This is a genomic window from Flavobacterium cauense R2A-7 (assembly GCF_000498475.1).
Lineage (GTDB): Bacteria > Bacteroidota > Bacteroidia > Flavobacteriales > Flavobacteriaceae > Flavobacterium > Flavobacterium cauense.
In genome coordinates this window covers 43810-66367 of sequence record NZ_AVBI01000004.1, presented here as the reverse complement: position 1 = coordinate 66367, position 22558 = coordinate 43810, and the positions used below count along the sequence as shown (strand labels likewise).

General features: G+C 38.8%; 23 protein-coding genes. 5 read left to right on the top strand and 18 right to left on the bottom strand.

Annotated elements, in window-relative coordinates:
• Positions 1–10: 10 nt before the first annotated feature.
• Entirely contained in the window at positions 11–412 is a 402-nt protein-coding gene (locus FCR2A7T_RS03110; protein WP_023569815.1) for a TerB family tellurite resistance protein, read from the top strand.
• On the opposite strand, the gene uvrB is transcribed toward FCR2A7T_RS03110, so the two are convergent.
• The 14 genes from uvrB to FCR2A7T_RS03040 all read right to left on the bottom strand — a co-directional run bounded on the left by uvrB (position 409) and on the right by FCR2A7T_RS03040 (position 15187).
• Positions 409–2397 carry an excinuclease ABC subunit UvrB gene (gene uvrB, locus FCR2A7T_RS03105; RefSeq protein WP_035117127.1) on the bottom strand — a complete coding sequence of 663 codons (1989 nt, stop codon included), beginning with the start codon at positions 2395–2397 and terminating at the stop codon, positions 409–411. The two genes, FCR2A7T_RS03110 and uvrB, sit on opposite strands and share 4 nt — an antisense overlap.
• Before the next feature lie 141 nt (positions 2398–2538).
• Positions 2539–3750, bottom strand: coding sequence for a DUF3570 domain-containing protein (locus FCR2A7T_RS03100; protein WP_023569813.1), 1212 nt, complete (start codon positions 3748–3750; stop codon positions 2539–2541).
• Between the two features lie 22 nt (positions 3751–3772).
• Complete coding sequence (locus tag FCR2A7T_RS03095; RefSeq protein WP_023569812.1) at positions 3773–3979, bottom strand: DUF4266 domain-containing protein; 207 nt, start codon at positions 3977–3979, stop codon at positions 3773–3775.
• A gap of 19 nt (positions 3980–3998) precedes the next feature.
• Positions 3999–4919 (bottom strand): FAD:protein FMN transferase, encoded by a 921-nt coding sequence (locus FCR2A7T_RS03090; RefSeq protein ID WP_035117123.1) that lies wholly within the window; start codon positions 4917–4919, stop codon positions 3999–4001.
• A complete protein-coding gene (locus tag FCR2A7T_RS03085; RefSeq protein WP_023569810.1) occupies positions 4919–5350 on the bottom strand; it encodes a thioredoxin family protein in 432 nt (143 codons plus the stop codon). Before FCR2A7T_RS03085 ends, FCR2A7T_RS03090 begins: the two co-directional genes overlap by 1 nt.
• A 208-nt stretch (positions 5351–5558) precedes the next feature.
• A complete protein-coding gene (locus tag FCR2A7T_RS03080) occupies positions 5559–6221 on the bottom strand; it encodes a thiamine diphosphokinase (protein WP_023569809.1) in 663 nt (220 codons plus the stop codon).
• A 38-nt stretch (positions 6222–6259) separates the two neighbouring features.
• Entirely contained in the window at positions 6260–7087 is an 828-nt protein-coding gene (locus tag FCR2A7T_RS03075) for a DUF4249 domain-containing protein (RefSeq protein WP_023569808.1), read from the bottom strand.
• A gap of 4 nt (positions 7088–7091) precedes the next feature.
• Positions 7092–9470 (bottom strand): TonB-dependent receptor, encoded by a 2379-nt coding sequence (locus FCR2A7T_RS03070; RefSeq protein ID WP_023569807.1) that lies wholly within the window; start codon positions 9468–9470, stop codon positions 7092–7094.
• Positions 9471–9599: 129 nt separating this feature from the next.
• On the bottom strand, positions 9600–11822 hold the full coding sequence (locus FCR2A7T_RS03065; protein ID WP_023569806.1) for an NADP-dependent isocitrate dehydrogenase: 2223 nt from the start codon (positions 11820–11822) through the stop codon (positions 9600–9602).
• Between the two features lie 233 nt (positions 11823–12055).
• Positions 12056–12406: a 50S ribosomal protein L19 gene (rplS, locus tag FCR2A7T_RS03060; RefSeq protein ID WP_023569804.1), complete on the bottom strand. Its 351-nt coding sequence runs from the start codon at positions 12404–12406 to the stop codon at positions 12056–12058.
• Positions 12407–12697: 291 nt separating this feature from the next.
• Positions 12698–13375, bottom strand: coding sequence for a tRNA (guanosine(37)-N1)-methyltransferase TrmD (gene trmD, locus FCR2A7T_RS03055; protein WP_023569803.1), 678 nt, complete (start codon positions 13373–13375; stop codon positions 12698–12700).
• Positions 13376–13455: 80 nt separating this feature from the next.
• Positions 13456–13902: a DUF1569 domain-containing protein gene (locus FCR2A7T_RS03050; protein ID WP_023569802.1), complete on the bottom strand. Its 447-nt coding sequence runs from the start codon at positions 13900–13902 to the stop codon at positions 13456–13458.
• Positions 13903–13910: 8 nt separating this feature from the next.
• Complete coding sequence (locus FCR2A7T_RS03045; RefSeq protein WP_023569801.1) at positions 13911–14711, bottom strand: class I SAM-dependent methyltransferase; 801 nt, start codon at positions 14709–14711, stop codon at positions 13911–13913.
• 17 nt (positions 14712–14728) lie between these two features.
• Entirely contained in the window at positions 14729–15187 is a 459-nt protein-coding gene (locus FCR2A7T_RS03040; RefSeq protein ID WP_023569800.1) for a GNAT family N-acetyltransferase, read from the bottom strand.
• Between the two features lie 129 nt (positions 15188–15316).
• On the opposite strand from FCR2A7T_RS03040, the gene FCR2A7T_RS03035 reads away from it, so the two are divergent.
• Both FCR2A7T_RS03035 and FCR2A7T_RS03030 read left to right on the top strand, forming a co-directional pair.
• Entirely contained in the window at positions 15317–16249 is a 933-nt protein-coding gene (locus tag FCR2A7T_RS03035) for a peptidylprolyl isomerase (RefSeq protein WP_023569799.1), read from the top strand.
• An 89-nt stretch (positions 16250–16338) separates the two neighbouring features.
• Complete coding sequence (locus tag FCR2A7T_RS03030; RefSeq protein WP_023569798.1) at positions 16339–16860, top strand: hypothetical protein; 522 nt, start codon at positions 16339–16341, stop codon at positions 16858–16860.
• 38 nt (positions 16861–16898) lie between these two features.
• Here the strand turns inward: FCR2A7T_RS03030 and FCR2A7T_RS03025 are convergent, their stop codons facing one another.
• Positions 16899–17288, bottom strand: coding sequence for a GreA/GreB family elongation factor (locus FCR2A7T_RS03025; protein WP_023569797.1), 390 nt, complete (start codon positions 17286–17288; stop codon positions 16899–16901).
• A gap of 493 nt (positions 17289–17781) precedes the next feature.
• Positions 17782–18336 (bottom strand): thioredoxin family protein, encoded by a 555-nt coding sequence (locus FCR2A7T_RS03015; RefSeq protein ID WP_023569796.1) that lies wholly within the window; start codon positions 18334–18336, stop codon positions 17782–17784.
• Between the two features lie 83 nt (positions 18337–18419).
• Here FCR2A7T_RS03015 and FCR2A7T_RS03010 point away from each other — a divergent pair, with 83 nt between their 5' ends.
• Together FCR2A7T_RS03010 and FCR2A7T_RS03005 are read left to right on the top strand one after the other, a co-directional pair.
• Positions 18420–18893: an Mpo1 family 2-hydroxy fatty acid dioxygenase gene (locus tag FCR2A7T_RS03010; RefSeq protein ID WP_023569795.1), complete on the top strand. Its 474-nt coding sequence runs from the start codon at positions 18420–18422 to the stop codon at positions 18891–18893.
• The gene (locus FCR2A7T_RS03005; protein WP_117614379.1) at positions 18893–19225 is read left to right on the top strand and encodes a tRNA-binding protein; all 333 of its coding nucleotides are present in this window, start codon (positions 18893–18895) and stop codon (positions 19223–19225) included. The genes FCR2A7T_RS03010 and FCR2A7T_RS03005 overlap by 1 nt, the downstream gene beginning before the upstream one ends.
• Before the next feature lie 22 nt (positions 19226–19247).
• On the opposite strand, the gene FCR2A7T_RS03000 is transcribed toward FCR2A7T_RS03005, so the two are convergent.
• Both FCR2A7T_RS03000 and FCR2A7T_RS02990 read right to left on the bottom strand, forming a co-directional pair.
• Positions 19248–21761 carry a cation-translocating P-type ATPase gene (locus tag FCR2A7T_RS03000; protein WP_023569793.1) on the bottom strand — a complete coding sequence of 838 codons (2514 nt, stop codon included), beginning with the start codon at positions 21759–21761 and terminating at the stop codon, positions 19248–19250.
• Positions 21762–22148: 387 nt separating this feature from the next.
• On the bottom strand, positions 22149–22529 hold the full coding sequence (locus FCR2A7T_RS02990) for a PUR family DNA/RNA-binding protein (RefSeq protein ID WP_023569791.1): 381 nt from the start codon (positions 22527–22529) through the stop codon (positions 22149–22151).
• Positions 22530–22558: the final 29 nt, after the last annotated feature.

Below are 22558 nucleotides of genomic sequence, written 5' to 3'. Positions count from 1 at the left end.
AATTACCGCAATGGATACTTACGAAGAAAAAATAAGTCTTCTTTCCGAAATGATTGCTTTTGCAGTGGTTGATGGCGAATTGCACGACCGCGAATATGATTTTTTATGGATTATAGCACAGGAACTCGAAATTGAGAAAGCAGTTTTCTTAGAATTATTCGGAAAACGCAATCAGACAAAAGTTATCAAAGACGAACTTCACCGTATCATGCAGTTTTACCGTTTGGCTTTGTTGATGCATTGCGACGGCGTGTTACACGAGCGTGAAATAAAGGCCATTAATGAGATTGGTATTAACATGGGGTTAAACCCAATGGGAATTAAGAAAACCTTAAAAGCGATGCAAGAAGCTCCAAATCAAATGATTGAACCGGAAATTTTGTTGCATACTTTTACTTTACAGCATAATTAAATTTTCTCTTGTAGCAGTTTTATTTCATCACGCAATTTTGCCGCTTGCATAAAATCCAACTCTTTAGCTGCTTTTTCCATGCTTTTGCGAAGCTCACGGATTTTCTTTTCGATTTCCGGTTTCGATAAATACAGACTTTCGGGTTCTGCAGCTTTTAAAGCTTTGTCTTCGAAGTATTGCGTGGAAACAGAATTTCTGTTTAAAACATTGCCAAGACTTTTGTTCAATGCTTTGGGAACCAAGCCATGTTTAGTATTGTAGGCAATTTGTTTGGTTCTGCGGTAATTGGTTTCGTCGATGGTTTTTTGCATGCTTGCCGTGATTTTATCGGCATACATAATTGCTTTTCCGTTTACGTTACGTGCCGCACGTCCTACCGTTTGGGTCAGCGAACGGTGACTGCGCAGGAAACCTTCTTTATCGGCATCCAAAATGGCAACTAACGATACTTCGGGTAAATCCAAACCTTCACGGAGTAAGTTTACACCAATCAGTACATCAAACAAACCTTTACGCAAATCCTGCATGATTTCCACACGCTCCAAGGTATCTACGTCACTGTGAATATAACGGCATCGGATGGAAACTTTGGTTAAATATTTAGTCAGTTCTTCGGCCATACGTTTGGTTAAAGTGGTCACCAAAACACGTTCGTCAGCTTCACAACGCACTTGTATTTCTTCAATTAAATCGTCAATTTGATTCAGACTCGGACGAATTTCAATAATAGGATCCAATAATCCTGTCGGACGAATTACCTGTTCCACATAAATGCCTTCCGATTTCTGCAACTCATAATCTGCCGGTGTTGCCGATACATAAATCACCTGATTTTGCAGCGCTTCAAATTCCTCAAACTTCAGCGGACGGTTGTCCATCGCAGCGGGTAATCGGAAACCGTATTCCACCAGATTTTCTTTTCGGGAACGGTCACCTCCATACATCGCATGAACTTGTGAAATCGTAACGTGACTTTCATCCACTACCATCAGATAATCATCCGGGAAATAATCCAATAAGCAGAATGGTCTTGTACCGGGTTCACGACCGTCTAAATATCTTGAGTAGTTTTCAATTCCGGAACAATAACCTAATTCGCGTATCATTTCCAAATCGAAATTGGTACGTTCTTCCAAGCGTTTTGCTTCTAGATGTTTCCCAATTTCTTTGAAATAGTCGACCTGTTTCACCAAGTCCTGCTGAATTTCCCAAATGGCATTCTGCAATACATCAGGGGAAGTCACAAACATATTGGCCGGGTAAATGGTCAGTTTGTCATATTTTTCCAAAACCTGTGAAGTCTTGGAATCGAAAGCTTCAATTTCTTCAATTTCATCCCCGAAAAAGTGAATTCGGAACGGCTCTTCGCCGTAACTCGGATAAATATCGACCGTATCACCTTTGATTCGGAAAGTTCCGGGCGTGAATTCGGCTTCGGTTCTGGCATATAAACTCTGCACCAGTCGATGCAGTAATTTGGTACGCGAAATCATTTGGTTTTTCTCTAAGGAAACCACGTTTTTCTGAAACTCCACCGGATTTCCGATACCGTACAAACAAGAAACAGACGCCACCACCAACACATCACGACGTCCTGAAAGTAGGGCAGAAGTGGTGCTCAATCGCAGTTTTTCCAATTCATCGTTAATGGATAAATCTTTTTCGATATAGGTGCCCGTTACCGGAATGAAGGCTTCGGGTTGGTAATAATCGTAATACGAAACGAAATACTGAACCGAGTTGTTCGGAAAGAATTGCTTGAACTCGGAATACAACTGTGCCGCCAGTGTTTTGTTGTGAGCCAGAACCAATGTCGGACGCTGCACTTCCTGAATTACGTTGGCCACCGTAAATGTCTTACCCGAACCGGTTACACCCAATAAAGTTTGAAACTGTTCACCATTGGTTATGCCTTTGGCTAATTTTTCAATAGCTTGTGGCTGATCGCCCATGGGTTGGTATTCGGATACGACTTGGAATTTCATTTTTTAACGGCTTAGTTGCAAAGATACTAATTTTAACTGCAGGTTGAAATGGTAGAGGAAAACCCAATAAACAGAAAAAAACCGCAGCGTTACAGGTTTTAATTTGTAGCACTGCGGTGAAAGTAGGTAAGAATTGAGATTTTATTTAAACTTCATCGCTAAAGTAATGATATGCGAATCGAGTCCGTTGTTTCGGGTATAGAATCCGTAACGTAATTCCAGACTGTTAATTCGTTTTACATGGAAAATTCCTTTATCAGCATCGGTAACTTTATAACCCAATCCGATCATGTTACTGCTGAATTTCGATAAGTCGTAATCGCTGGTGTAGAATTCTTCCGTCAATCCGTGTAAAAAGATTGGTTTGAAATAATCCGCCGCACTTTGGGTATAGAATCGGTACGGAACCGACAACGATGAAAACGCCGATAACTTGATACTCGGTTCGATACTAATCGTGTGAGAATTGATGCCCCAGTTGTCCCAATAGTAGCGATAAAAGGTTCTTAAAACGACATGATCGCCTAAGAAATAATTCGCACGCACCCCAACCGGAAGTTTAAAGCGGGTATCGGGTAATTTTTCAGATTTTACATTGGTTAAATCACCGAAGTACACGCGGTTGAATTTTGTTGCCAATAAACCTTGTTGGTAACCGATATCGGTCAGGAATGCTACCTGGAAATTTTTATTTACCACCTGCGATAAGGTTAATCCTAAATTATAGGACGTTCGGGGTTTCATGTCGCCATGCTGTACATCGGGGTCGGACGGATTGCTCCTCAGTTCGACGGGCAGAATTACTTTCCAGGTATCAAAAAAGGCCATCCCTTTTACGGAAAATTCACGGTTTTTATCTTTTGAGATTTTGGTGAAACCGGCATTGGCACCAATAGAAGTGTAATCGAACTCGGCCGAGAAAGAAACGCCTCCGTTTAAGATGTAATTTTTTTCCAGATTCTCATAGCTGTAATTCGCAGAGGGATAAACTCTCACGTCCTGATAGGAAGCCGAAGAAACGGTATTCGGGTCGATTTTATCCGAGGATGCAGAAGTATAAGTGTCTACACCAAGTTCAAAACCGAAATTGTGTTTGTTGTTGCTTTTGTCTCTTTTGGAAACTTTAATATCGAAAGTCGTGGCCACGTCGGTTAGTTTTTCAGTTCCCAAACCTCCGGTTACGGCCGAATTGTTTCCGTCCTGTTTGTAATAACTTGTGATGAAATTGACTTCTTCAATTTTCAGTTTTTGTTTTTTATACGCCGAACTGTCTTTGGTTTCCGTGTCCTGAGCTCTCATATTGTTACCAAATATAAAGGCCAATATCGATGCTGCGAAAATTCTCTTTTTCATTTCTTACTACTTCTTTAATGCATTAATTGCAGCCGCAGCCACCACCTGTTTTTCCTCCGTTAGCACCGGAACTTGCTTCACGGTACAATTGAAATGTGTTTTCGAATTTCTCTGATTTTCGGGCCGCCAATTCCATATCCGAATCGTTAATTTTTGATTTCTGATATTCTTTTACCGGTGAGCAGCTCACACTTATGCCGAGCAGCAAACAAAAAGCTATTATTTTCATAAGTATCGCAGTTTAATTTTTAAGTCAGTTTTATATTATTTGAAAAGTATTTCCGGTCGTTATCGTCAATGATAATGCACCCGATATGTTTTAATTGATTGATAAAATCCAATCCCACTTCAATGCCCATTACGGTTACCGGAGTTGCCAACGCATCGGCTATTTCGGCATTTTCCGCGATGATGGTCACGCTTTTTATACCTCGCACGGGATAACCGGTTTTCGGATCTATTGTATGGGAATATTTTTTATTGTTTATCATTACAAACTTCTCATAATTACCGGACGTCGCTACGGAAGTATTGGTAATTTGAAATGTTGAGAACGTTGAGGTTCTTAAATTCGGATCGGCAATACCGATGGTCCAAGGCGCTCCGTTCTCCTGATAACCCCAAGCCGATAAATCACCGGCTGCATTTACGATTCCGCTTTCCACACCGTTTTCGATTAATTTTCGTTTTGCCATTTCCGCGGCATAGCCTTTTCCTATTCCGCCAAACCCGATGCGCATTCCTTTCTTTTTCAGAAAAACCGTTTTGTTGGTTTCATCTAAAATGATATTTTCATAATTGATGAGTTCCACCGATTTTTTTGCTGCTTCAGGATCCGGAAGTGCCGTCATTTTTAAATCGAAATTCCAGAATTTCTTGTCGATTCCGCCATAACTGATGTCAAACGCACCTTGTGTTATTTTCGACAGCATCTGGCAGCGCTGAATCAACCCGAAAACTTCATCCGGAACTTTCACCGGTTGGAATCCTGCATTTTCATTGATTTCAAAAGTGATACTTTCATTGGAAAAGGTGGTAAGCAAACGTTCAATTCTCTTTATTTCTTCAATGGCCAAATTGATTTTTTGGGTGCACCAATTTTCATCCGGTCCGATAACCGAAATCTCAAAACGATTTCCCATTAATTTTTCAACTTGTTTGTGAAGCATTATCCTTTCAGTTTGGCAATAAAATCTTCTAACGTTTCAGACGGATAGTGATCCCATTTTTCAATGATTTCTCCTTTAGTGTTTAACAGAAGAATCAAAGGAAACAATCCAGTATTGTTGTATTTGTCGGCTAATTTTTCATTTTCCTGAGTGATGTTGTCTGCCAGTTTGTTCTTTTTCAGTCTTGGGAAATCGGCATTATAAACAATCAGGTTTTCAGCGCTGAAGGTTTTAAACTGATCGGTTTCAACGAAATGTTTTTTAAATTTCACACAAGGGGCACACCAATCGGAACCGGAGAAAAACAATAAAACGTTTTTATTTTCGGTTTTGGCCTTTTCAATCGATTGGTCGAAAGTTAATCTGTTTGTTTCCTGAGCATTTATGGTTAGCGTCAGCAATAAAATTAAGCTTACAAGTGTTGTTTTCATAGTAGGTTACTTTTCAATTCGATTATTGTTCTTTTTTGTTTGACAATTACGAAGGCCCTTATTCCGTTACAGAAAAATATTTTTTTGTAATGTCTTGTAAACCTGTGTGTTGTTAAACTAATTTAAGAAAATATTTCCAGTAGCGGTTATGCATAGGAACTTATTTCTAATGTAAAAATAACGCAAAAACTTTTTTTTAAGTGCAAAACTAATCTAAAGATTCGATTAAGATTAAGTCGCCTTTGTCGTGATCGATGGTTACAATCCCGTCTTCTTTGGCGTGATTACTGCTTCCGGTACGGAAACCAATAGTTAAAGTGTCGTTTTCCAACGGATAAAACAGGTTGTCGGAATGAATTCCGGTAACTTCTCCAATAGGAATTAAAGAAATGATACTGTCTTTAGTATACCATTTCTGAAAGTGTTTGGGTAATAAAAATATCTTCGAATGGTCGTCCAGAATAACAATTTTCAGATGTTCCCTGTAACGTACGATGTTGGTAATATTGGTAATAGTGTGATCAGCACGTTTTCCGGTGGCCCAAATTACGTTGACGGCTTTATGACCTTTTTCGATTAAATAATCAAAAGCTTTTTCTAAATCCGTTTTGTTTTGGTCGGGTGTATGAACGATTTCCAGCGGATATTGTTTTTCTAAATAGTATTGCGGATTGAAACCTCTGTCGAAATCGCCTAAAAGTACGTCGACTTTAATTTCCAATTCCAAAACGCGTTCTATGGCACTGTCAAGGACAATTACAAACGGTGACCATTCCAAAAGTTGTCCTAATAGTTCCGGACTGCATGCTGCTCCGTTAGCGATTATTAAAGCAGGTTCCTGATCGTCGCGAACTATATGGTGTGAGGACATGAATGGTGTTTTCTAAGTGTTTGTAAAAGTAGAAATAATTATTGAATCGTATAATCTACCGTGTCGACTTCCGAAAGATTAAAATAACCCAAAGCAAAATTATTCTCATCGGCCTGATTCACCACATTTCCTCTAACGGTTGCCGGTGGTGATTGAAACGGTCCGCCACCTCCGCCTCCTGCTACAGAGAGTAATACGTTCATATAATTGTAATACTGTTGTGAAATTCCGTATAATTTGATGTTTACCAAATCACCCGGTTTTAAATCTTCATTAGAATACAATCCAAACATTTGATTACCTTGGAAAAAGCGGTCTTCTAAAACTCCATATTCCGGGAAAGGTTTGTAATTCGTTTTGATGCCAATCATGTAAAAATTATCTTCGGCACCATTGTCCTGATAAAAAAACTTGATTTCGATTTCATCTCCGGTAAATCCTCCTTCATTATTCTGTTCGATATTATTTTCGATATCGGGAACGGCGGTAAGGGTTTCGGTTGCATTAAAAGTTTGTCCGTTGTAAATTACGGTTAGGGTATACGTTTCATTGATAACCGGCTGAAAGTCGGTACAAAGGTATTCTCCCGTATTGGGAATTTCGATAAAATTAAAAACGACATTAGCGCTGTTGGTTATAAAAACAGTAGCTCCCGAAACTACAGGAACACTGTTGTTATAATAAGGAGCTGTAGTGGTAAGTTTTATTTTTTGTTCGTTACCCGATGTGCCTTTAACCCATTGAATGGAAGCATCTACAACCAGTTTCGGTGGCGCGGTATCCAAATCTACGTCAACTACTTTCTCACAACCGAAAGTTAATAAAGCGATAAGAATCAGGCTGATATATTGAACTGTCTTTTTCATCGTATTAAAATTTAAAATTATAAGTAACACTCGGAACCGCTCCGAAAATAGATAAACGTACTGCTTCATTGTTTCCGGTATCCGAATTTTGTCGGAAGGAAATCGAAGCCGAATTCATTCGATTGTAGATATTATACACACTGAAAACCCATTCGCCCTGCCATTTTCGGTTTTTGTTTTTTCTAGGTGTTAAGGTTGCCGAAACATCTAAATGATGGTAGGTGGGAAGATTACTTTCGTTTCGTCCACCGTAATTCGGAATCTGAATGCCTTGATATACATAATAACTGTCCGGAAAAGTTACAGGTTGTCCGGTCTGTAAAGTAAATATTGAGCCAAACGTCCACTTTTCATTTAATTTGTACGCCCCGGTTACGGAAAGATTGTGTGTTTTATCATAGCCTGATTTATACCAGTTTCCATAATTAATTCCGTATTCTTCGGGTGTTCTTCCCGGTGTTTGCTGTTCTGTTCTGGAAAGCGTATACGAAATCCAGCCGCTAAGTTTTCCGGTGTTTTTACGTAGTAATACTTCCAGTCCGTAAGCACGGGAACGACCGTTTAAAACTACTTGTTCGATAGCATTGTTGGCGATTAAATCGGCGCCGTCAATATAGTCGATTCGGTTTTTCACTTTTTTATAAAAGGTTTCCACTTCCAAAGAATATTTATCCTTGCTGAAATTTCGGAAGTACCCCACAGCCACCTGATCTAACAATTGTGGTTTGATGAATTTATCGCTCGGCGTCCAAACATCCAGCGGAGTAGGAGAAGCGGTATTGGAAATCAGATGCAGGTATTGTGCCATACGATTGTAACTCGCTTTTACGGATTGGTTGTCGTCTAAAGTATAGGCAACAGCCAAACGCGGTTCGAGATTGTTAAAACTGGCCATTGTTTCGTTTTTGCCGAATTTTTCGGTTCCGGTAGGTGTGGCTTTTTCGTAGATTTTCAAATCGTTGTTCCAAACCACGGCCTGATTGTTCGCATAGGTATTGATTTCCTGACTGCCCAATCGGTAAAACATGCTGTACCGCAAACCGTAATTCACAGAAAACTTTTTGGTAAGCTGTTGTTCTGTTTCAATATAAAAGGATGGCTCAAAAGCGTATTTTTTATCCAATTGATCTGGGTTGATGCCTGATTCGGAATTGTTTGGTTCAATGGTTCCTGGATTGAAATCGTAATACACGGTATTCAGTCCGTAAGCCAATTTGAATTTATCCGATAAATAATGTTTTAAATCGTATTTGAAATTGTAATTTTTGATACCGCTGTCCCAATTGAAACCTACAAAATCAAGCGTTAATCCGTAATAGTAATCGCTGTAAATGAAGGACATGTTGGAGAATAATTTATCCGAAAACAAATGATTCCAACGCAGGTTTAAAACGGAATTTCCGTAGGTGTTCTTAAAACTTTCGTTGAGACTGAAAACGTCCCGTCCAAAATATCCGGACAAAAAGAGGTTGTTGTTCTCGTTGAATTTATAGGTCAGTTTGGTATTCAAATCATAGAAATAGGCCGAGTTTTTATTGTCGGTCAGTTTCAGAAACAAATGTGCATACGAACTTCTTCCGGCTACAAGAAATGAACCTTTGTCTTTTACAATCGGACCTTCGGCCAGTAATCGGCTGGAAATTAATCCGATACCGCCATTAACGTGAAAGTTTTTACTGTTGCCGTCTTTTTGATAAATGTCGAGTACAGAAGCCACGCGTCCACCAAAACGGGCCGGAATGCCGCCTTTGTATAATTTCAGATCTTTAATCGCATCGGAATTGAACACCGAAAAGAAACCAAAAAGATGCGAGGAATTGTAAATAGTAGCTTCGTCTAATAATATCAGGTTCTGATCGGCAGCACCACCGCGTACATTGAAACCGGATTGTCCTTCCCCGGCATTGGTAACTCCGGGAAGTTGTAAAATTGATTTCAAGATATCGGTTTCGCCTAAAATTACCGGCATTTTTTTGATTTCGGCAATTGTAAGTTTGTTAACGCTCATTTCCGGTTTTCTGATGTCGGCTTTTTTTCGGTTTTCTATAATGACCACCTCGTCCAATTGCTGGGCGTTTTCGGTTAAAGCGATGTTTTTCTTGGTATTTTGTTGCAGATTTATCTTCTCTTCCAACGGTAGATAACTCACGTAATTGTATTGAATTGTGTAGTCTCCTTTCGGAAGTGAAATCGAATAGAAGCCGTATTCGTTGGTATTGGTGCCTGTTTTCAGTTCCGGAAAATAGATGTTTACACCGATTAAGGTTTCGTTGGTTTTGGCATCCGTTATGATTCCGCTCAAAATAAATTTTTCCTGAGCGTAGGATGAAAAACAGCAAATGAAAAGGATAAGGAATGTAATGGATGTTTTCCTGAGTATCATGTTGTTACCTTTAGTATGAATTGGCTGTAAATTTCGAGTTTTTGTAGCGAAACAACTGTTAAGATGAGGTTAATAAAAAAGACGATCCTTCCGAATCGTCTTTTTTTTGTAGTCTGATAAAAAATCAGATTATGCTAATTTCTTTAAAATTGCGTTTAATGTTTCACTTGGACGCATTGCTTTTTCAGTCAGAGCGAATGAAGGCTGATAATACCCGCCAATGTTTTGCGGTTTGCCTTGTGCTCCGATTAATTCAGCATCAATCTTCGCTTCGTTTGCTGAAAGTTCTGCAGCGATAGGAGCAAATTTTGCTTGTAATTCGGCGTCTTTGGTTTGGTTTGCCAATGCTTCTGCCCAGTACATTGCCAAGTAGAAGTGCGAACCTCTGTTGTCAATCTGGCCTACTTTACGCGCCGGCGATTTATCGTTTTTAAGGAATTTATCGTTTGCTTCGTCTAAGGTTTCTGCCAATACCAATGCTTTCGGATTGTTTTGTGTTTGTCCTAAATGCTCTAAGGATGCGCCTAAAGCCAAGAATTCACCAAGAGAATCCCAACGTAAATAACCTTCTTCTAAGAACTGCTCTACGTGTTTTGGTGCAGAACCTCCGGCTCCGGTTTCGAATAAACCTCCACCATTCATTAACGGAACGATAGATAACATTTTCGCCGAAGTTCCTAATTCTAAAATTGGGAATAAGTCGGTTAAGTAATCACGCAATACGTTTCCGGTTACTGAAATAGTGTCTAAACCGTTTTTCAGTCTTTCCAATGTGAAATTCGTAGCGTCAACGATATTCATGATGCGGATGTCTAATCCGGTTGTGTCATGATTTTTTAAGTATTTTTCAACTTTTTTGATCATTTCGCGGTCGTGTGCGCGTTGATTGTCTAACCAGAAAATAGCTGGAGTATCGGATAATCTTGCTCTGTTTACGGCTAATTTAACCCAGTCCTGAATTGGAGCGTCTTTAGTCTGACACATTCTGAAAATGTCACCAGCTTCTACAGTTTGCTCCATGAAAGTCGTACCGTTTCCATCATGTACTCTGATGATTCCGTTAGCAACTGCCTGGAATGTTTTGTCGTGTGAACCGTATTCTTCCGCTTTTTGCGCCATTAAACCTACGTTTGGAACCGATCCCATTGTTTTTGGATCGAAAGCACCGTTCTTTTTGCAGAAATCTACAGTCGCTACGTATAAACCAGCGTAGTTTCTGTCCGGAATTAACGCTTTAGTATCTTGTAATTCGCCTTTAGCGTTCCACATTTTTCCTGAAGTACGTACAAAAGCAGGTACAGAAGCATCCACAATTACATCAGAAGGAACGTGGAAGTTGGTAATTCCTTTATCAGAATTCACCATTGCCACTGCCGGACCGTTGTTTAAAGCAGCTGTAAGAGCGGCTTCGATTTCAGTTTGTTGCGGGTGACCTGCGATTTTTGCATACACATCGCCTAAACCGTTTTTAGTATCGATATTTAAAGACTCGAAAACGTCTGCATATTTTGTGAAAACGTCTTCGAAATAAACATCAACGATAGCAGAGAAAATAATCGGGTCAGACACTTTCATCATCGTAGCTTTTAAATGCACGGATAACAATTGTCCTTTGGCTTTAGCATCTGCGATTTCTTTTTTGGCGAATGCTTTTAAAGCCGATAAACTCATAACTGAAGAATCAATTACTTCGCCTGCTTTTAATTTGGAAGCCGCTTTTAAATTGGTTACGTTACCGTTGGCATCAATGAAATCAATTACAAATTGAGAATCGTTTTCAACCGTAACTGATTTTTCGCTTCCGTAGAAATCACCGGCATCCATGTGCGCGATTTCTGTTATTGAATCTGAAGACCAAGCACCCATAGAATGTGGGTTTGCTTTTGCGTAGTTTTTAACTGATTTAGGAGCACGACGATCAGAGTTTCCTTCACGTAAAACCGGGTTTACAGCCGATCCTAATACTTTAGCGTATTTTGCTTTGATTTCTTTTTCAGCATCGTTTTTTGGTTCTTCCACAAAGTTCGGAATAGCGAAACCGTGTGCCTGTAATTCAGCAATAGCTTCTTTTAACTGAGGAACTGAAGCGGATATGTTTGGTAATTTGATAATGTTTGCTTCCGGAGTAGTGGCTAACTGACCCAATTCTGTCAAAGCATCTCCGATTTTCTGATCGTCTTTTAAGAATTCCGGAAAATTCGATAAAATTCTTCCAGCCAGAGAAATGTCTCTCAATTCAATATCAATATTTGCCGGAGCGGTGAAAGCCTGAACAATCGGTAAGAAAGAATGTGTGGCTAACATTGGTGCTTCATCCGTCAGGGTGTAATGGATTTTAGATTTCTGTGTCATCGTTGTGTATTTTCAGAATAAATAATTTGATGTATAAAATGCTGCTTAAAATGCAAGGCAAATATAAGAAAATCAGTCCGAAAAGCGATGTGGATTTAATCAGATTTAAGCGAATTATCAGATTGTTATTTTGGCGACTTATAATTATGAATCTGATAATTTGAGTGTATTTTTTTTGCATAAAAAAAGCCCCAATAGAATTGGAGCTGATTTTATAAACTTCGGAAAGTGAATTATCTTCTTCTTTCTTTGATTTTTGCTTTTTTACCAGTAAGTTCTCTGAAGTAGTAGATACGAGCTCTACGAACTTTACCTCTTTGGTTCAATTCAATTTTTTGTAAAGCCGGCATGTTTACAGGGAAGATACGCTCTACACCTACAGCACCAGACATTTTACGGATAGTGAACGTTTCCGTTGCACCAGCACCTCTTCTTTGGATTACAACTCCTTTGAAGAACTGTGTTCTTGTTTTTTCACCCTCTTTAATTTCGTAGTACACAGTGATAGTATCACCTGCAGAAAATTCAGGGAAATCTTTTCTTGTTACTAATTCGTCTTGAACAAATTTTAATAAACTTGACATGATTATTAATGTTAAATGTTTGAATCAGAGCAACATTCACGGTTATCGTCAGAGGTTGGGCTGAATTTGGCTGCGAAATTAATAAATAATTATGAATTATGAATTATGAATTGTGAGTTTTTTTGACTGTCCACTCCAATTTATTTCAATTTCAAAGTTTTTTTGGCTTTTGAAAGACAAGAAACAAGTTGATTTTACATCTCAAACGTTTCTTTACAGTTCTTTAGTAATTGTGTTTCTGATTTGTTCTTGCAATATGCTCACTGCTTTCTGCAATCTTACTTCTGCTCACTATTCCTCCAATAAATCCGGTCGGCGTGTTTTGGTATGTTCATACGCCATATTCTCCCGCCATTTTTCGATTTCGGCAAAATTTCCGCTCAATAAAACATCCGGAACTTTGTGTCCTTTGTATTCTGCCGGTCGTGTGTAAATAGGAGGAGAGAGTAAGTTGTCCTGAAAACTGTCTGTCAATGCCGAGGTTTCGTTACTTAAAACGCCGGGAATCAGTCGGATAATGGAATCGCATAAAACCGCTGCGCCCAATTCGCCTCCCGATAAAACATAATCGCCAATCGAAATTTCTTTGGTGATGAATAAATCACGAACGCGTTGGTCTACACCTTTATAATGTCCGCAAAGGATGATGATGTTTTTTAACATCGACATCGAATTTGCCATTTTCTGGTTCAGCGTTTCGCCATCAGGAGTCATATAAATCACTTCGTCGTACTTGCGTTCGCTTTGTAATTTTTCAATACAGGCTGCAATCGGTTCGATACTCATTACCATACCGGCACCGCCACCAAACTGATAATCATCCACATTTTTGTGTTTGTTGGTACTGTAATCGCGAAGGTTGTGCATATGTACTTCCACCAATCCTTTGGCGATGGCTCTTTTCAGTATGGAAGCTTCAAACGGACTTCGGATGAGTTCTGGTAAAACGGTAATGATATCGATGCGCATTTTTTAAAAAAGGTTCTGAGGTTCTGAGGCGCAAAGGTACAAAGTTTCTGCAAACTGACCACTGTAGACGGATTACTGAATTAAACCCCAAACTGTCTCAAATGATGATCCAAATGTTTCCATTGTGCCACATCCCATTCGTTTTCAGTCATGTGTCCGAAGAAAGGATGTTTCAGGTTTTTAATGGCTGAAGGTCCTTGGCTGAAACGGGTAACGTCTTTAATTAATTCGGCTTTTGCTTTTTCAAATTCCGGTTCGTGGGTAACGACGAATTCTTTGGCAGTAGGCAGATTATGGTCGAAAGGTTTGTTGTTTACCAAAGTTTTTTTGGCTAATTTTCCAAAAAGGAATCCCATGAGGTTTCGTTTTAAAACCAAATCGCCAAACGCTACTTTTAACGGAGCCTGACAGTGTTCCAACATTTGGCTTACCGTCATTTTACCCCATTGGGACAGTGTAGTAGGTTGTAGTTTTTGAATTCGGTCTATAATGTTTTGATTGCCTTGCGGATTGAATAAACTTTCCATAAATAGTATTATTTTTTGATTGCTGTTAAAGAATAAACCATCGGAATTTTATTTTTCAAATGTTTGATTCTGAATTTTCCTTTTTCAAATTCTTCCGTTTCGTTGAAACAGTTGTAAGGAGAATAGTCGTATTCATTAAACGACTGAATTTCCATTTTGTTACAGAGTAATGCGTTTAAAATTTCGCTCGTCGGGTGGTTCCAGGTAACAGTTTGTGTTGCAATTTCCGCATCCCTGTCTGCATACGTTCCGGATTCGGCTTCTACAATGGGTTCGACATTAAAATAACTGTAAAAAACTTCTTTGAAATTATCGTCGAACATCCAAACTACAGAATGAAAATCGGCCATGACAAATTTTCCGCCCGGTTTTAAAAAATGCGAAACCACATTGGCCCATTTGTTCAAATCGGGTAGCCAACCAATGGTTCCATAACTGGTAAAAACGATGTCGAATTGTTCCTCGAGGTGATTCGGTAAATCGTAAATATCGCAATTGATGAATGTAGCATCGAGTTGTAATTCGGTATTGAATTCACGGGCTCTTTCGATGGCTTTATCGGATAAATCCACTCCGGTTGCTTTGGCGCCTAATCGTGCAAACGAAAGTGTATCCTGCCCGAAATGACATTGCAGGTGCAGGATTTTTTTTCCCGAAACATCGCCCAATAAAGCAAGTTCAATTTCGTTTAAAGTATTTTTTCCGTTGATGAAACTTTCTGTGTCATAGAATTCGGATGCAATGTGAACGTCCGTTTTGCTGTTCCAGGTTTTTTTATTGATATCGAGATAATCTTTAGGGATTTTCATAAATGTGATTCTTTTGTTTAAAGATACAATTCCATTTGAATATCGGCACGATGGTAATCGGTTTCATCCAAAGGTGTTTCTTTAAAATTGTATTTTCGATACAGGTTCAGCGCCGGTGTTAATTTGGTGCTGGAAACCAGCATGATTTTTTCGGCATTTTTCTTTTTTGCGAAATCAATACAGGCGTCGACTAACAAATTGCTCAGTTTTTGTCCCTGAAACTTTTTATCAACCGCCAATTTTGCCATTTCATAGACCTTGTCGTTTACTTTTTGCATGGCAACAGTTCCGGCCACTTCACCATTCACCAAACAGAAAAAGATTTCACCACCCGGATTCAGAATGACTTCCTCAATATTTTCAAAAACTTTCAAATCGTGTTTTTCCACAAAGAAAAATTCTTCCAACCAGGCTTTGTTCAGTGCGATAAATTGATTTTTATATTCGGACCGGTAGGAAATTAGGGTTGCATGCATGCATTGATGATTTTCTCTTTCAAATGTAAAAAGAATCTGAATTATGCGAAAACGGAAGTCGATTATTTATGAAACTTTTTAGATTTTAAATTCGTAATTTTGCAGTTCAGAAATTTAAAGCAAAACAAAATGCAAGACGGAATTTACGCAAAATTTAATACTTCAAAAGGAGTTATTTTGATAAAACTGACTCATGATAAAACACCGGGAACGGTTGGAAACTTTGTTGGTTTAGCCGAAGGAAATTTGGAAAACGACATTAAACCACAAGGAAAACCGTATTACGACGGATTGAAATTTCACCGTGTGATTCCAGATTTTATGATTCAGGGAGGTTGTCCTTTAGGAACAGGAACAGGAGATCCGGGCTATAAATTCGACGACGAATTTCATCCGGAATTAAAGCATGATAAGCCGGGCGTATTGTCTATGGCTAATGCAGGTCCTGGTACAAACGGTTCTCAGTTTTTCATCACGCACGTTCCAACGGATTGGTTGGATAACAAACATACTGTTTTCGGACAAGTGGTTGAAGGTCAGGATATCGTGAATGAAATTGTTCAGGGCGATATTATTGAAAGTATTGAAATCGTTAGAGTAGGTGAGGAAGCGGAAAAATGGAATGCTGTGGAAGCTTTCAGAACTTTCGAAGGTTCAAGAGAAAAAAGAATCGCCGAGCAAAAAAAAATGGCCGAGGAGGCTTTGGAAAAATTAGCCGCTGGTTTCGATAAAACAGAAAGCGGATTACGTTACAAAATGATCCAAAAAGGAAACGGGAAAAAAGCTGAAAAAGGTAAAACGGTTTCGGTTCATTATTCTGGTTCATTGGAAAACGGAATGGTTTTCGATTCGTCTTACAAAAGAAAACAACCTATTGAATTCACTTTAGGTAGAGGTCAGGTTATCGAAGGCTGGGACGAAGGTATCGCGTTATTGCAAGTGGGAGACAAAGCCCGTTTTGTAATTCCGTCGTATTTAGGATACGGTTCCCGTGGTGCAGGTGGAGTTATTCCGCCGGATGCTACCTTGATTTTCGATGTGGAATTGATGGATGTGAAATAATTCGAAATCCGTTAAAAATTTATAAAAGCTCTCTTTTTGAGGGCTTTTTTTATTGGAATCATTTATTTTTGTCTGCTTAAATCCCAATTATGCGCCACTTGTTTTTTCTTTTGTTTGTTTCAGTGACTGTAAATGCACAGATTCCTGCGATGCATTGTGGCTATGATTTTACTTCATATTTGGTTTTGGACATTCACGAAGACGGGAAAAAAGAAAATATCAAGAATTTGAAAATTACAGTGGTAGACAGCTTAGGGAAAGAGGTTGTTAATCTGAACAATGTTTACAGTTTCAGAGACAGTAACAAGCCGCTTCAGTTTTCGATGAACTATCAGATTGATGAAAATGGGAATAAAATCACTACAGAAAACCCAAAGGCAAGATGGTTTTTTCCGTATGCGAAAGACAATTATCTGTTATCCATTGCGGCAACATTTCCGGCAGATAATTTCAGTGTGAAAGTGGAAGATCCGAATAAAAAGTACAAAACGCAAACCATTCAGCTTTTTGCGTTTAATATGTATGTGTTGTGTGCCTCACAAAGCGAAAAAACAGTACAGTTCGGACGAAAAGCCAACCGACCGATTGATATTGTTCTGGAGAAGAAATAAAAAAACACCTTCACAAAAATGAGGTGTTCTTAGAAAATTTAATTATCCGAAAGGTTTTCAACGGCAACAATTTTTAAGGTTTTTTTTCCTGCAGGCAATTCCCATTCTACAACATCATTTTCTTTAAAGCCAATTAGGGCAATACTTAAAGGGGCCAAAATGGAAACTTTGTTGTCTTTTACATTGGCTAACGAAGGTAAAACAATCTGAAATTTCATTTGTCTTTTGGCAGACATGTCTTCAACTGTAACAAAAGAGTTTATTCGAATGATGTTTTTTTCAATCATTCCGTCTTTTATTATAACGGCTCTGTCTAATTCACCGTTTAAAAGCGCCATGTCTTTGGCATTACTGGATGTAATACTTTTTTTAGAAAGATTGCGAAGCAATTGATATTCCGCTGCTGTAAATGTTGGAATAGGTTTCATACTATGTTGATTTAAATTAATTATTTTTTTTCCAGTAGAATTTTGGCCGATAAGTATAATCCATTAAAGCAACGGATACGATAACTATTGGAGCACCAAGGAATGCGAAGTAAGTTTTATATTGATACAACAGAGCAATTATTGCCAATAGAAATACAATGGAGAATATCCAAATAATTTGACGCACAGACGGTTTGCCAAAAAGCTTATTTCGAGCCATAATAAAAATTAGGATGTAATGAAAATTGTTGCAGAAGAATACTCTTTGCAAAAAAAAAGTGAATGTTAAAAAGAAAATCCTCCGTCTAAAGAAAAATCAGAAAGCAGACGGAGGCCTAATTGATGAAGGCCTTGTTGTGAGAAAACAATAACGTTACATCACTCTTTAAGGAAGAGTGTCCGGAAAGAACCGAAGATGTAGAGGTTATTTGCAAGGTTTGTAGATTTATGTTACAGCGCTAATGTAATAAAAGTAAATGATTTCTTTAAAATTTTAACTCCATTTTATATTACAGCCCAAACTTGGTTTCTGAATCGGATTGATACTGCGGTTGTAAATCACGCCGTCAATCGCACCGCGCAAATCACTGCCACTTAACGGAATGCCGTTTCCGGGGCGACTGTCGTCCAATTGTCCACGATAAACCAATCTGTCCTGATTGTCAAACAGATAAAAATCGGGTGTACACGCTGCATCATAAGCTTTGGCTACTTCCTGTGTAGCGTCGTAGAGATAAGGGAATTCGAAATTATGCTGAAAGGCAAATTCGGTCATTAATTCCGGTGCATCCTGAGGATAATTTACGATATCATTACTTGAAATGGCAATAATGCCCAATCCCTGCACGCGATAATCGTTGGCAATTCGAACAATTTCATCAACAACATGGTGTACAAACGGACAATGATTGCAAATAAACATGACTAGCGTACCTTTCGAACCTTTCAAATCAGCAAAGGAATAGGAATAATTGGAATTGGTGTCTTTTAGATGGAATTCCGGAGCAATCGTGCCTAGTGGAATCATATTGGAAGGTGTGCGTGCCATGGCGTGTTTCGTTTGTACCAAATTACGACAAAAATGAATTTCACGAAATTATTTTTTACTTTAGTCGGATAAAAAAATGAGTCATGAAAACATTACAGCAATGGTTTGACGAATACGAAGTCAGCCATCAGCACCCAACAAACAAAGCGATACATTTTATCTGTGTTCCGGCGATTTATTTTTCGATTATAGGTTTACTGATGAGTATTCCGACTGATTTCATCCGACGTATTTCACCACTTCAGGAACCATTAATCGACAATTGGGCAGTTGTTGCGTTGTTTTTTGTATTGTTTTTTTATTCCCGTCTTTCCCTGTTGATAGCAATAAAAATTTCGTTTTTTTCAGCGATTTGTATCTCAGTTAATTATGTTATCGGGTTTCAGTATCCGCTTTGGAAGTCGTCGTTGGTAATTTTTCTGTTGGCTTGGACCGGACAATTTTACGGCCATCAGTTGGAAGGAAAAAAGCCTTCGTTTTTAAAAGATATTCAGTTTTTGCTTATTGGTCCGGCTTGGGTAATTGAACATTTGTTTTCCACTAAAAATAGAGAATAATGCTGACTTGGGAAGAATTTGAAAAAACAGAAATGCGCGTGGGAACGATTACAGAAGTGAACGATTTTCCCGAAGCCCGAAAACCTGCTTACCAACTCACGATTGATTTTGGAGCGGAAATCGGCATCCGTAAATCATCGGCACAAATTACAAAGCGTTATACTAAAACGGAATTGCTTAACCGACAAATAGTAGCGGTGGTAAACTTTCCCAAAAAGCAGATTGGCAAGTTCATGAGCGAATGTCTGGTGCTGGGCTCCGTTGGCAATGATAACGATATTGTGTTACTCGCTCCTGATTTTAAAGTGGAAAACGGGTTGCGGATTGGGTAAATCGTTTCATTGAAAAACGCCATTATTTCAATATTCTTTTTCGTCGTCTCCATTTCAACAATTCAATCCACAATACTGAAATTCCGCTGGTTACAATGCAGTAACCCAATTGCGATACAGACAATGGTACGACTTTAAAAAACGATGCAACAGGTGGTAAATATAAAATCAGGGCCAACATGGAAAGTGTTATAACATTCAGGGTGTATATCATGTTGTTTTTGTATTTCAGTGTGGTGAAAATCGAATAGAGAAACGAACGGTTGGTTAAGGAAAGTATGCTGTTAGCAAAAACCAAAGTGGTAAAAACCATGGTGCGTGTAATTTGTTCGTTTTCATACAGATGTGCGCTGTACTGATACATGAAAAGTATTCCGATTGTAATAGCCAATCCCTGCAGAATACTAATACTCATTTCTTTAAAGGATAAAAAAGTAGTTCCCATAGCTCTCGGTGGAAGCTGCATACTGTTTTTTTCAATGGGTTCGTTTTCGTATACAATAGAGCACATCGGTCCCATAACCAATTCAAGGAAAATAACATGCACCGGAGTGAAAATATCAGGGTACTGCCACCCCAAAAATAAAGGCAGGGATACCGTTAGAATTATCGGAATATGAATGGAAACGATATATTGTACCGCTTTTTTAATATTGGCGTAAATACGTCTTCCGGCGGCAACAGCGGTAATCATTTTGGATAAATCATCGTCAATCAGAATAATATCGGCGGCACTTTTGGCAATTTCTGTTCCCTTTTTTCCCATAGCAATTCCAATATGTGAAGCTTTTAGCGCCGGGCCATCGTTTACGCCGTCGCCCACCATTGCCACCACCTGATGGTCTTTTTTCAACGCATTCACAATGGTTAATTTTGCCTCGGGAAACATGCGGGTAAGTAAAGTGGTATTGTGTATGGTGGTAATCAGTTCGGATTCGTTCAATTGCATTAAATCGGCACCATTTATAAATGCGTCTGCTTCCGGAATTCCCGCTTTTTTTGCAATGGCTCTTGTGGTGATGTTATTGTCTCCGGTAACGACTTTCACTTTAATTCCGGCATCATAAAATTGACGGATAACATGACTTATATTTTCTTTTGGAGGATCATAAAAGGCAATCAGTCCGACAAAGTGAAATGTAAATTCCTGCTGCGTTTTTGGAAAATCCATGCCTTTAAAATCCGAGAAGCCTACACCCAATAAACGAAAACCCTGCGCCGCCAATTCATCTGAAACCAATAGTACCTGTTGGCGTTGCGCTTCGTTGAGCGTTGAAGATGCTAAAAGTGCTTCCGGTGCTCCTTTGGCTGCAATAATACGTTCTCCATGATTATTTTGGAACAAATGCGTCATCATGGGAGGTTTTCCGTCAAGCGGATATTCGTGAAACATCTGAAACGATGTTCGGTCATCTGATTGGGTTATTTTTTCATACACTTGATGCAGCGTTTTTTCCATCGGATCAAAAGGAACCGGTTCACTCGCCCACATTGCCATTGTGATGACTTTTTGTATCTCGGAATCGTTCCAGTCGCCTTCCTGCGTAAGTTTGTTGTTGGCTAGTGCATATACGGCCTGAAGGCTCATTTTATTTTCGGTTAGCGTTCCGGTTTTATCGGTACAGATTACAGTCGCGCTGCCTAAGGTTTCGACGGTTCTGGTTTTTTTAACGATAATGCCTTCCTGCATCAGTCGCCAGGAACCCAATGCCATAAATGTTGTGAACGCCACCGGAATTTCTTCGGGAAGAATTGACATGGCTAGGGTTAATCCTTTTAGTAAACTGTGAAGAATATCGCGTGTTTTCCAAAAATAAACGGCCCAAACCAAAATGAAAACGGCTATTCCTATGTATGCCATTTTTTTTACAAAACGTTCTATTTGTTCTTGCAACGGAGTAGCTTCTTCTCTAATGTTGATAAGAGAGGCGCCTAATTTACCTAAAACGGTTTCCGTACCAATTTCGGTGACCTTAAAAACAGCCAAACCGGAAGCTACGAGTGTACCGCTGAAAATTTTCCGGTCTTCGGTTTTTTCAGATTTAAAAACGGAATACGCTTCACCGGTTAGTGAAGATTCGTTCACGGAAAAATCATTACTGTGCAGAATTTCGCCATCCGCATTAATCAGGTTTCCTTCTTCAACAATGACCAGATCTTTAACGACAATTTCGCTTGTGGGAATTTGTTTTATTGCTCCGTTTCGTAAAACAGTGGTTAAGGGTTCGTTCAAGGCTTCCAGTGCTTCCAAAGCTTTTCGGCTTCGGTTGTCCTGATAAAAAGAAATTCCGGAAACGGCTATAACGGCAATCAGCATAAACCAAGCTTCACTGTTTTGATCCAATATAAAATAGATTATTGCAACGGAAATGAGTAATAATAACATAGGTTCTTTAAACAGCTCCAAAAGCGCAATCCACCAGTGGTATTTTGGTTTCTGGGTTTGTGTGTTACTGCCGAATTGTTCTCGCGATTCGGTTACTTCCAGATCGTTTAAACCTTTGAAATGTTTGGGAATATTTATTTTTTCGGGCATTGTTACAGTATGTCGGATGTACTCAAATGTACGTTTTTTTGACATTATCTGCGAAAGAATCTTTAGATTTTGTAGTACTGACCGTGAGTCTTTTTGGAAGTGTTTACCTCTTTTTCCGTTTTTTTAGGGAAAGGATTAAATTCAATACCGCAATGCAAACAAGAAGCACGGATGCAATTAAGGCAATTTTCACGGAGGTATTGGGTGTGGCTTGAAATTTTTCGAAATTGTGTTTCAAAAGCCAAAGCCAAAGGATGAGGGTTGCTGAGTGAAACCAAACACCGTAGTTGTCTAAGAATTTTTTAAATGGGTTCATTCCTGTTTGATTTTAAACAAAAAGCCCAAAACCGGTTGATTTTGGACTTCTGTTTATTATTTTGAAATGCATTAAATATCATCAAAATCAATGTCGGTATAACTTCCTAAGGGTTTTGATTCGGCTTCTTCTGATTTGTCTGTGAAGTATTCCTTTTTGAAATCTTTTTGGTGTCTTTCGGAGATAACTTCTTCACCTTTATGGTTTAACACATACGAAGTCATTTCGTCTAAAATGTCTTTGAAAGCAGCAAAATCTTCTTTGTACAGGTAAATTTTATGTTTCTTAAAGTGGAAAGAGCCGTCTTCTTCGGTAAATTTTTTACTTTCGGTCACTGTGATATAGTAATCATCGGCCTTGGTTGCTCTCACATCAAAAAAATACGTTCTTCTTCCTGCTCTTAAAACTTTAGAAAAAATTTCTTCTTTTTCTAACAAATCATTTTCTCTCATAATCCTTCTGTCAAATATTAATTGTGTTA

Coding starts and splice junctions, on each gene's coding strand:
- FCR2A7T_RS03110 (WP_023569815.1), top strand. CDS start 11: ATGGATACTTACGAAGAAAAAATAAGTCTTCTTTCCGAAATGATTGCT.
- uvrB (WP_035117127.1), bottom strand. CDS start 2,397: ATGAAATTCCAAGTCGTATCCGAATACCAACCCATGGGCGATCAGCCA.
- FCR2A7T_RS03100 (WP_023569813.1), bottom strand. CDS start 3,750: ATGAAAAAGAGAATTTTCGCAGCATCGATATTGGCCTTTATATTTGGT.
- FCR2A7T_RS03095 (WP_023569812.1), bottom strand. CDS start 3,979: ATGAAAATAATAGCTTTTTGTTTGCTGCTCGGCATAAGTGTGAGCTGC.
- FCR2A7T_RS03090 (WP_035117123.1), bottom strand. CDS start 4,919: ATGCTTCACAAACAAGTTGAAAAATTAATGGGAAATCGTTTTGAGATT.
- FCR2A7T_RS03085 (WP_023569810.1), bottom strand. CDS start 5,350: ATGAAAACAACACTTGTAAGCTTAATTTTATTGCTGACGCTAACCATA.
- FCR2A7T_RS03080 (WP_023569809.1), bottom strand. CDS start 6,221: ATGTCCTCACACCATATAGTTCGCGACGATCAGGAACCTGCTTTAATA.
- FCR2A7T_RS03075 (WP_023569808.1), bottom strand. CDS start 7,087: ATGAAAAAGACAGTTCAATATATCAGCCTGATTCTTATCGCTTTATTA.
- FCR2A7T_RS03070 (WP_023569807.1), bottom strand. CDS start 9,470: ATGATACTCAGGAAAACATCCATTACATTCCTTATCCTTTTCATTTGC.
- FCR2A7T_RS03065 (WP_023569806.1), bottom strand. CDS start 11,822: ATGACACAGAAATCTAAAATCCATTACACCCTGACGGATGAAGCACCA.
- rplS (WP_023569804.1), bottom strand. CDS start 12,406: ATGTCAAGTTTATTAAAATTTGTTCAAGACGAATTAGTAACAAGAAAA.
- trmD (WP_023569803.1), bottom strand. CDS start 13,375: ATGCGCATCGATATCATTACCGTTTTACCAGAACTCATCCGAAGTCCG.
- FCR2A7T_RS03050 (WP_023569802.1), bottom strand. CDS start 13,902: ATGGAAAGTTTATTCAATCCGCAAGGCAATCAAAACATTATAGACCGA.
- FCR2A7T_RS03045 (WP_023569801.1), bottom strand. CDS start 14,711: ATGAAAATCCCTAAAGATTATCTCGATATCAATAAAAAAACCTGGAAC.
- FCR2A7T_RS03040 (WP_023569800.1), bottom strand. CDS start 15,187: ATGCATGCAACCCTAATTTCCTACCGGTCCGAATATAAAAATCAATTT.
- FCR2A7T_RS03035 (WP_023569799.1), top strand. CDS start 15,317: ATGCAAGACGGAATTTACGCAAAATTTAATACTTCAAAAGGAGTTATT.
- FCR2A7T_RS03030 (WP_023569798.1), top strand. CDS start 16,339: ATGCGCCACTTGTTTTTTCTTTTGTTTGTTTCAGTGACTGTAAATGCA.
- FCR2A7T_RS03025 (WP_023569797.1), bottom strand. CDS start 17,288: ATGAAACCTATTCCAACATTTACAGCAGCGGAATATCAATTGCTTCGC.
- FCR2A7T_RS03015 (WP_023569796.1), bottom strand. CDS start 18,336: ATGGCACGCACACCTTCCAATATGATTCCACTAGGCACGATTGCTCCG.
- FCR2A7T_RS03010 (WP_023569795.1), top strand. CDS start 18,420: ATGAAAACATTACAGCAATGGTTTGACGAATACGAAGTCAGCCATCAG.
- FCR2A7T_RS03005 (WP_117614379.1), top strand. CDS start 18,893: ATGCTGACTTGGGAAGAATTTGAAAAAACAGAAATGCGCGTGGGAACG.
- FCR2A7T_RS03000 (WP_023569793.1), bottom strand. CDS start 21,761: ATGCCCGAAAAAATAAATATTCCCAAACATTTCAAAGGTTTAAACGAT.
- FCR2A7T_RS02990 (WP_023569791.1), bottom strand. CDS start 22,529: ATGAGAGAAAATGATTTGTTAGAAAAAGAAGAAATTTTTTCTAAAGTT.